This is a genomic window from Streptomyces sp. NPDC012508 (genome assembly GCF_042902595.1).
GTDB lineage: Bacteria > Actinomycetota > Actinomycetes > Streptomycetales > Streptomycetaceae > Streptomyces.
On record NZ_JBIBEO010000012.1, the window covers coordinates 234,491 to 241,693 of the forward strand.

Consider the following 7,203-nt stretch of genomic DNA (forward strand, 5'->3'; position numbering starts at 1 on the left):
GGATGGCGAAGGGGCCGCAGGAGCGGCAGCAGGGCGGGGTCCCGGACGGGCTGGTACTGGCCCTGGTCGGCGTCCCCGTCGGCCTGACGGTGCTGGCGTGGACGGCGACCGGCCTGGCGGCGCTGTTGGCGAAGGGCGCCTGGCCGGAAGGGGTCACGTTCACCCGGACCCCGATGGCCGTCCGCTCCCTGCTCGGCCGTCCGCAGGACCTGCCGGCCGCGTGGCCGGACACCCCGGCGGCCGAACTGTCGGGGTACGGCCTGTTCTGGGGCCTGCTCATCGGCGAGCTGATGGTGCTGGTGGTCCTCACGGTGTTCGTGGTGGGGACGCTGGCCCGCTGGAGAACGGTACGGGCGGGCCGGCGCGGCGGCGCGTACGGAACGGGGCGTACGGCGGCGGAGGACCTCGCGGAGGACGGTGCGTCGTACGCACCGAGCGAGTTCGGGGAACAGCCGCCCGCTCCCCGGAAACCCCTGGACGAGGCGCCTCCGACCCCGGCCCAGGCCCAGGCCTCGGTACCTTCCCCGGTTCCTCAACCGACGGCTTCATCAGCTCCTCCCCCGGCGCCGGCCCCGCCCTCCCCCGGCATCGTGTACGGCACCCCCGCCGTCCGCCGCCCCGCCGCCGTCCAGGCCGTCCAGGACGCCGAGGGCCCCGTCCTCGTGGTCACCTCCGACCCCACCGTCTGGGCCGACACCAAGGACGCCCGCGGCAAGCTCGGCCCCGTCCTCCTCTACGACCCCGGCCACCTCTGCGACACCCCCGCCCGCCTCCACTGGTCCCCGTCCGCCGGCTGCGAGGACCCGGCCACGGCACAGGAAAGGGCGGTCGCCCTCCTCGCCCCCGTACGCCCGCCGTCCCGCCTGGACGCCGCGGTGGCCGACACTGCCGAAACGCTCCTGCGCTGCTGGCTGCACGCCGCCGCCCTGGACGACCGCCCCTTCAAGCAGGTCCACCGCTGGGCCCAGGGCACGGGCGCCCACGAACCCGTACGGATCCTCCGCACGCACCCCAAGGCCGCGTCGGGGCACGCCGGCCTCCTGGAGTCCGCGCTCACCGCGCACCCGGAACGGCGCGAGATCGCGCAGGAGTTGACGGCCCGGGCGCTCTCCTCGCTGTCGTCGATCCACATCAGGGACGCCTGCACCCCGAATCGAACTGATTCGCTGACGCTGGAATCATTCGTCGCCGAAGGGGGCACCCTCTATGTGGTCGGTGAAACCATCGAGGACCCGCGCACCCGCCCCGGCGCGATGCCCCTGCTCACCGCCCTCACCGCAAGCGTGGTCGAGCACGGCCGCCGCATGGCCGCACGGTCAACCGACGGTCGGCTCGACCCACCAATGACACTGGTCCTCGACGACGTCGCCGCCGTGGCTCCCCTTCCCCGGCTGCCGGAGCTGCTGGCGGGCGGCCGGGACCAGGGCCTGCCGACCCTGGTCCTGCTCCGCTCCCCGGAACAGGCCCGCGCCCGCTGGCCGGAACCCCTGCCCCAGGCCTGACCTCCGGACGCCCGCGACCTGCCGAGCCTGGCGGCCGGACCCGCGTCCGGGTCGCCGGCATCAACTCCTGCACGGTTCCCCCGAGTCGCCCTCGGCGTCAGGCCTCCGTCCGTCGGATCTCGTACTCCACCTCGTGCGCCGAGTCGTCGCCCGGCACCGCCACCCGGTCCCCCGTCGCCACGAACCCGAACCGCCGGTAGAAGGCCGCGGCCCGCGCGTTGTCCTCGTGCACGTACAGCCGCACCCGCCGCACCACGGGCTCCGGCAGCGACCAGGACCACTCCACCCCGGCCCGGAACAGCGCGTCGATCACACCCGTGCCCCGCGCCTCCGGCCGTACGTACACGCCCACGATGTGCGTCTGGTCGACCTTCGCCGCCTCGCCGAACCGCACCTCGTCCGACGGCCGCTCCACCAGCACCGAGATCGTGCCCGCCCAGCTTCCGTCCGGCGCCTCGGCCACGAACTGACGCGCGCTCGTCCCGCTCTCGGATGCACCCTCCGCCCGCTCCTGCCAGAACGCGTCGGGGCGCCCGGCAGCGGCCTCGGGGGTGTCCAGGAAGGCGATCTTCGCCACCGGGTCCCGAAGAGCGGCGAGCCGGATCTCCCGGGTCTTCTCCCATTCGTCCGCGCGGATGACACGTATCAAGTAATCCATGCCGGTGATCCTCGCCGCCGCGCACCGCGCCCGACAAGCTCTTTCTCCCCGTCGTACCCCGGTACTACGTCACACGCCCCGCTCCCGCCCACGGTCGGACGATCCGCCGCCGCCCGCTCCGTAGCGTCGTGGACATGATCGAAGCTCACGCACTCACCAAGCGGTACGGCGACAGGACCGTCGTCCAGGACCTCAGCTTCAGCGTCCGCCCCGGCGCGGTCACCGGCTTCCTCGGCCCCAACGGCGCCGGAAAGTCCACCACCCTGCGGATGCTCCTCGGCCTGGACGCCCCCACCCGCGGCCGCGCCACCATCGGCGGCCGCGCCTACGCCGCGCACCCCGCACCCCTCACCCAGGTCGGCGCGCTCCTCGAAGCCCGCTCGATCCACCCCGGCCGCTCCGCCCACCACCACCTCATGGCACTCGCCCACACCCACGGCATCCCGCGCTCCCGCGTCGAACACGTCCTCGGCCTGACCGGCCTCACCGAGGTCGCCCGCCGCCGCGTGAAGGGCTTCTCCCTCGGTATGGGCCAGCGACTCGGCATCGCCGCCGCGCTCCTCGGCGACCCGGAGACGGTCGTCCTCGACGAGCCCGTGAACGGCCTCGACCCCGAGGGCGTGCTGTGGATCCGGAACCTCCTCAAGTCCCTCGCCGCCGAGGGCCGTACGGTCCTGGTCTCCTCCCACCTGATGAGCGAGATGGCCCTGACCGCCGACCATCTCGTCGTCATCGGCAAGGGCCGGCTCCTCGCGGACACCACCGTCGACGCACTCGTACGGGAGTCCGGCGGCGCCTCCGTCAAGGTCGTCACCCCCGACGCCGACCGCCTCGGCGCCCTCCTCCCGCAGGCCCGGATCGTCACCGAGTCGACCGACCCCCTCCGCGCCACCGACACCCTCCGCGTCACCGGCGTCGAAGCCGCGGACATCGGCCGCGCGGCCGCCGCCCACGGCGTGCCGCTCTACGAACTCACCCCCGAGACCGCCTCCCTGGAGCAGGCGTTCATGGACCTCACCCACGACTCGGTCGAATACCAGGGAGCAACAGCATGACCACGACAACCGCCCCGTCCGCATCGCCCACAACCGGCGCCCCCGCCACCCCCGCCACGACGTACCGCGTCACCCCCGCCCGCGTCCTGCGTTCGGAATGGCACAAGCTGTGGACGGTCCGCTCCACCTGGATCACCGTCCTCACCTCCGTCGCCTTCCTCCTCGGCGTCGGCATCCTCATGGGCGCCACCTACACCTCCGACGGCGGCGACTCCGACGTCGACACCGTCGTCCTCACCCTCTACGGCTCCCAGCTCGGCGCGATCTGCCTCGCCGTCCTCGGCATCCTGGTCACGGCGGGCGAGTACGCGACCGGCCTGATCAGGGCCTCGCTCACCGCCGTGCCGCACCGGACCCCCGTCCTCTGCGCGAAGGCCACCGTCTTCACGGCCGCCGTCTTCACCGTCTCCTTCGTGACCGCCCTGGTCACCTTCCTCACCGCCCAGATCTTCCTCTCCGACACCGACCAGGCCGCCTCCCTCACCGACGACGGAGTCCTCGCCGCCATCGCGGGCAACGCCGCCGGCGTCACCCTCCTCGGCCTCGTCGCCCTCGGACTCGGCGCCACGCTGCGTTCGGTGCCGGGCGGCATCGGCGCCTTCGTCGGCGGGGTGCTGATCCTGCCGGAGGTCCTCGGCATGCTCCCGTACGACGCGATGGAGACCGCCATCACGTACTTCCCCACCCAGGCCGCAGGAGCCCTCGGCTCCGCCGACCCGATGCCCCACGCGGCCTCCCCGGGCGGCGCGTTGCTCGCCCTGTGCCTGTGGGCGGCCGCAGCTCTGATCGTCCCGGCCATGTTGCTGAAGCGCCGAGACGTCTGACCCCCGACGTACGAGGATGAACGCGTGATCACGGAGAAGCAGCCCGAAACGGAACCCGGAACGGAGTCCGGCGCGGAGTCCGGCGCGAAAGAGGAACCCCTCAGCCGGCACCTCCAGAGCCTGACCCAGCGTGTACGAACCTTCGACACGCGCCGACCCGGGACCTGGGACGGGCTGCTCACCGCCTTCTGGACGGTGGCGGCCCTGATCGACGCCATGGGCGGATGGCGGAACACCGCCCCCGACCCGACCGTACCCGGCTGGCTGGTCATGGCCATGAGCCTGGCCTTCGCGCTCCCACTGCTGTGGCGGCGCCGCCGGCCGATGGCCGTCCTCGCGGTGATGGCGTGCGTCTCCCTCGTCAGCAACGGAACCGGCGCCTTCCTCCAGGCCGGCCTCCTCCAGCTCATCGTCGTCTTCCACATCGCGCTCCGACTCCCCCTGCGCACCCTCCCGTGGACCCTCGCCCTGCTCACCCCGCCCCTGCTCCTGGGGGCGGCCCGCCACCCTCAGGGCAGCTGGGACCAGCAGGTCGTCCCCGCTCTGTGGGCGTACGCGATGGTCGCCCTGCTCGGCATCGCGGTCCGCTCCCGCAAGGACCACACCGCCGCCCTCGTCGACCGGGCCCGCCGCCTCGAAGTCGAGCGCGACCAGCAGGCCCAGCTGGCGGCGGCGGCCGAACGCACCAGGATCGCCCGCGAGATGCACGACATCATCGGCCACAACCTCTCCGTCATCACGGGCCTCGCCGACGGCGGCAAGTACGCGGCGGCCAAGAACCCGGAGCGCGCCGCCGAGGCCCTCGACGCCATCGGCACGACGAGCCGCCAGGCACTCGCCGAACTCCGCCGCCTCCTGCGCGGCGAGGCGGTACGCGACCCCCAGCCCACCCTGGACGACCTGGACGCCCTGCTCGCCGGCGTACGGACGGCGGGCCTCCCCGTACGCCTGGAGACCCACGGAGACACCCCACCCCTGGCGACGGGCGCACAGCTGGCGGTCTACCGCATCGTCCAGGAGGCCCTGACCAACACCCTCAAACACGCGGGTCCGGGCGCCGAGGCAACGGTCCTCCTCGCGTACGACCCCGACGAGTTGACAGTGGAGATCACGGACACCGGAAGGTCGCCCGGCGCCGGAACCCCGGGCACGGGCCAGGGAGTTACGGGTATGCGCGAGCGCGCCGCGCTCTACGACGGCACACTCGAAGCGGGCCCGCTGCCGGACGGCGGCTGGCGGGTACGGCTCCGACTCCCCCTGGAGGACTCCCCCTCGTGACGACGGTGCTGATCGCGGACGACCAGGCGATGCAACGCTTCGGATTCCGCATGCTGTTGGAGAGCCAGGACGACATGACGGTCGTCGGCGAGGCACCGAACGGCGCCGAGGCGATCCGCCTGGTGGACCGGTACCGCCCCGACGTCGTCCTGATGGACATCCGGATGCCGGGCCTCGACGGCATCGAGGCCACGCGCCGTATCGTCGCCACGGGCGCCCGCACCCGCGTCCTGATCGTCACGACGTTCGACCTCGACGAGTACGCCTACGAGGGCCTGCGCGCCGGCGCCAGCGGCTTCCTGGTCAAGGACGCCCAGCCGGAGGAGCTCCTCTCCGGCATCCGCGCGGTGGCGAGCGGCGACGCGGTGGTGGCCCCCAGCCTGACGCGCCGCCTCCTGGACGCGTACATCCACCACCTGCCGCCCACCCCGGGCCCACCCCGCGCGGATCCCCGCCTCTCGGCCCTCACGGACCGCGAACGCGAGATCCTCACGGTCATCGCCCAGGGCTGGACGAACACGGAGATCGCCGAACGCCTCCACCTGGCGGAGTCGACGGTGAAGACGCACGTGAGCCGCATCCTCGCGAAAACGGGAGCGAGGGACCGCGTCCAGGCGGTCATCCTGGCGTACGACACCCAGCTGGTCGCCCCGGACCGCGGCTAGTCGGTCGGCACGGCCTTGAGCACCTCCGGCGACGCAACGAAGCAGACAGAGCGGAGGAAGACGTTCCGATTCATGGCATCAACTCGCTTTCGGGAGCGATGAGTTGATGCGGATACTTATGCGATCATGACAATGATTTCCGGCCACGGGCCGGAGCCTTACTGATTGCAGAGGACCATGAAGTTCAACCCGATCACCCGCGCCCGCCGCGGACTGCTCGTTCTTGCCGCGTCCCTCGGCCTCGTCCTGGGCATCTCGGCCGTTCCGGCCCAGGCCGCGCCGACCGTCCACTACCTGTCCAAGGTCGAGATCCGCCTGAACCACTCCGGCCAGTGCCTCGAGGTGGCGGACTGGAGCACGGCGAACGGCGCGGCCGTCCGCCAGTGGCCCTGCACCGGTGGCGCCAACCAGCAGTGGTACCGCGTCTACCTGTCCAACACGCCCGTCGACGCGTACTACTACAAGAACGCCAACAGCGGCAAGTGCCTGGAAATCGGCGGCTGGGGGCGCAACAACGGTGCGACCGCCAACCAGTGGGACTGTCACTTCGGCCTCAACCAGCTGTTCCTGACCTCCACCCGACTTGTCACGGACCCCGCCTACGTCTGGAACAAGTGCCTGGAAATCGGCGGCTGGAGCACGCAGCCGGGCGCCCGCGCGGGGCTGTGGGACTGCCACGGCGGCGCCAACCAGAGCGTCAGCATGCGCCTCCTGTAACCCCCCGGGTGGGCGCCGGGCACCTGCCGGCGCCCACCCGCTCCCGTGACCGTCAGGCCACGGTCTTCTCCGGCTCTGACCGATCACCCAACACTGCGCCCCGCACGAGAAGTTCCTTCGTGTGGGGCGCAGTGCTGTGTCCGTGCGGGGTACGACCGTGGGGAACATGACCGCCTCGACCGCCTGGACGCCCTGTGCGGACACCTTGCCGGCCGCCCGGCGCTCGGGCACTGCTCCGGCCGATCCGCCGCATCGAACCGACCTGGACGAGGCCCACGGGTCCACGGGTTCACCAGTCCCGCGGTGACCGCGCTGATCGCCGAGTACCGCAAGCCTGCGCGCGAACCCTCCGGTTCACAGCCCGCCCCCACATCCGCAGTCGGACCACCGCCTCAGGATGAAAGTCCATGAACGCAAAAATGCCTCAACCCCCGGACAAGGTCCGGGGGTTGAGGCTAAAGATTGTTCGGCGGCGTCCTACTCTCCCACAGGGTCCCCCCTGCA

Annotated in this window: 7 protein-coding genes; 6 read left to right on the forward strand and 1 reads right to left on the reverse strand. The window is 72.1% G+C overall.

Annotated features, from left to right (window positions below; genetic code table 11):
- The first annotated feature begins 2 nt into the window (after positions 1–2).
- Positions 3–1,502 (forward strand): type IV secretory system conjugative DNA transfer family protein, encoded by a 1,500-nt coding sequence (locus ACFY8U_RS34915; RefSeq protein ID WP_389576133.1) that lies wholly within the window; start codon positions 3–5, stop codon positions 1,500–1,502.
- Positions 1,503–1,599: 97 nt separating this feature from the next.
- Here ACFY8U_RS34915 and ACFY8U_RS34920 read toward each other — a convergent pair whose 3' ends face one another.
- Positions 1,600–2,160, reverse strand: coding sequence for a GNAT family N-acetyltransferase (locus tag ACFY8U_RS34920; RefSeq protein WP_389576134.1), 561 nt, complete (start codon positions 2,158–2,160; stop codon positions 1,600–1,602).
- Positions 2,161–2,294: 134 nt separating this feature from the next.
- Here ACFY8U_RS34920 and ACFY8U_RS34925 point away from each other — a divergent pair, with 134 nt between their 5' ends.
- From ACFY8U_RS34925 to ACFY8U_RS34945, 5 genes are all read left to right on the forward strand, one after another.
- Positions 2,295–3,215 carry an ABC transporter ATP-binding protein gene (locus ACFY8U_RS34925; protein WP_389576135.1) on the forward strand — a complete coding sequence of 307 codons (921 nt, stop codon included), beginning with the start codon at positions 2,295–2,297 and terminating at the stop codon, positions 3,213–3,215.
- Positions 3,212–4,039, forward strand: a complete 828-nt coding sequence (locus tag ACFY8U_RS34930) for an ABC transporter permease (protein ID WP_389576136.1) — start codon at positions 3,212–3,214, stop codon at positions 4,037–4,039. Before ACFY8U_RS34925 ends, ACFY8U_RS34930 begins: the two co-directional genes overlap by 4 nt.
- Positions 4,040–4,063: 24 nt before the next feature.
- Entirely contained in the window at positions 4,064–5,317 is a 1,254-nt protein-coding gene (locus ACFY8U_RS34935) for a sensor histidine kinase (RefSeq protein ID WP_389576137.1), read from the forward strand.
- The gene (locus tag ACFY8U_RS34940; protein ID WP_389576138.1) at positions 5,314–5,982 is read left to right on the forward strand and encodes a response regulator; all 669 of its coding nucleotides are present in this window, start codon (positions 5,314–5,316) and stop codon (positions 5,980–5,982) included. Before ACFY8U_RS34935 ends, ACFY8U_RS34940 begins: the two co-directional genes overlap by 4 nt.
- Before the next feature lie 177 nt (positions 5,983–6,159).
- The gene (locus tag ACFY8U_RS34945; protein ID WP_389576139.1) at positions 6,160–6,699 is read left to right on the forward strand and encodes an RICIN domain-containing protein; all 540 of its coding nucleotides are present in this window, start codon (positions 6,160–6,162) and stop codon (positions 6,697–6,699) included.
- Positions 6,700–7,203 lie beyond the last annotated feature (504 nt).

Coding starts and splice junctions, on each gene's coding strand:
- ACFY8U_RS34915 (WP_389576133.1), top strand. CDS start 3: ATGGCGAAGGGGCCGCAGGAGCGGCAGCAGGGCGGGGTCCCGGACGGG.
- ACFY8U_RS34920 (WP_389576134.1), bottom strand. CDS start 2,160: ATGGATTACTTGATACGTGTCATCCGCGCGGACGAATGGGAGAAGACC.
- ACFY8U_RS34925 (WP_389576135.1), top strand. CDS start 2,295: ATGATCGAAGCTCACGCACTCACCAAGCGGTACGGCGACAGGACCGTC.
- ACFY8U_RS34930 (WP_389576136.1), top strand. CDS start 3,212: ATGACCACGACAACCGCCCCGTCCGCATCGCCCACAACCGGCGCCCCC.
- ACFY8U_RS34945 (WP_389576139.1), top strand. CDS start 6,160: ATGAAGTTCAACCCGATCACCCGCGCCCGCCGCGGACTGCTCGTTCTT.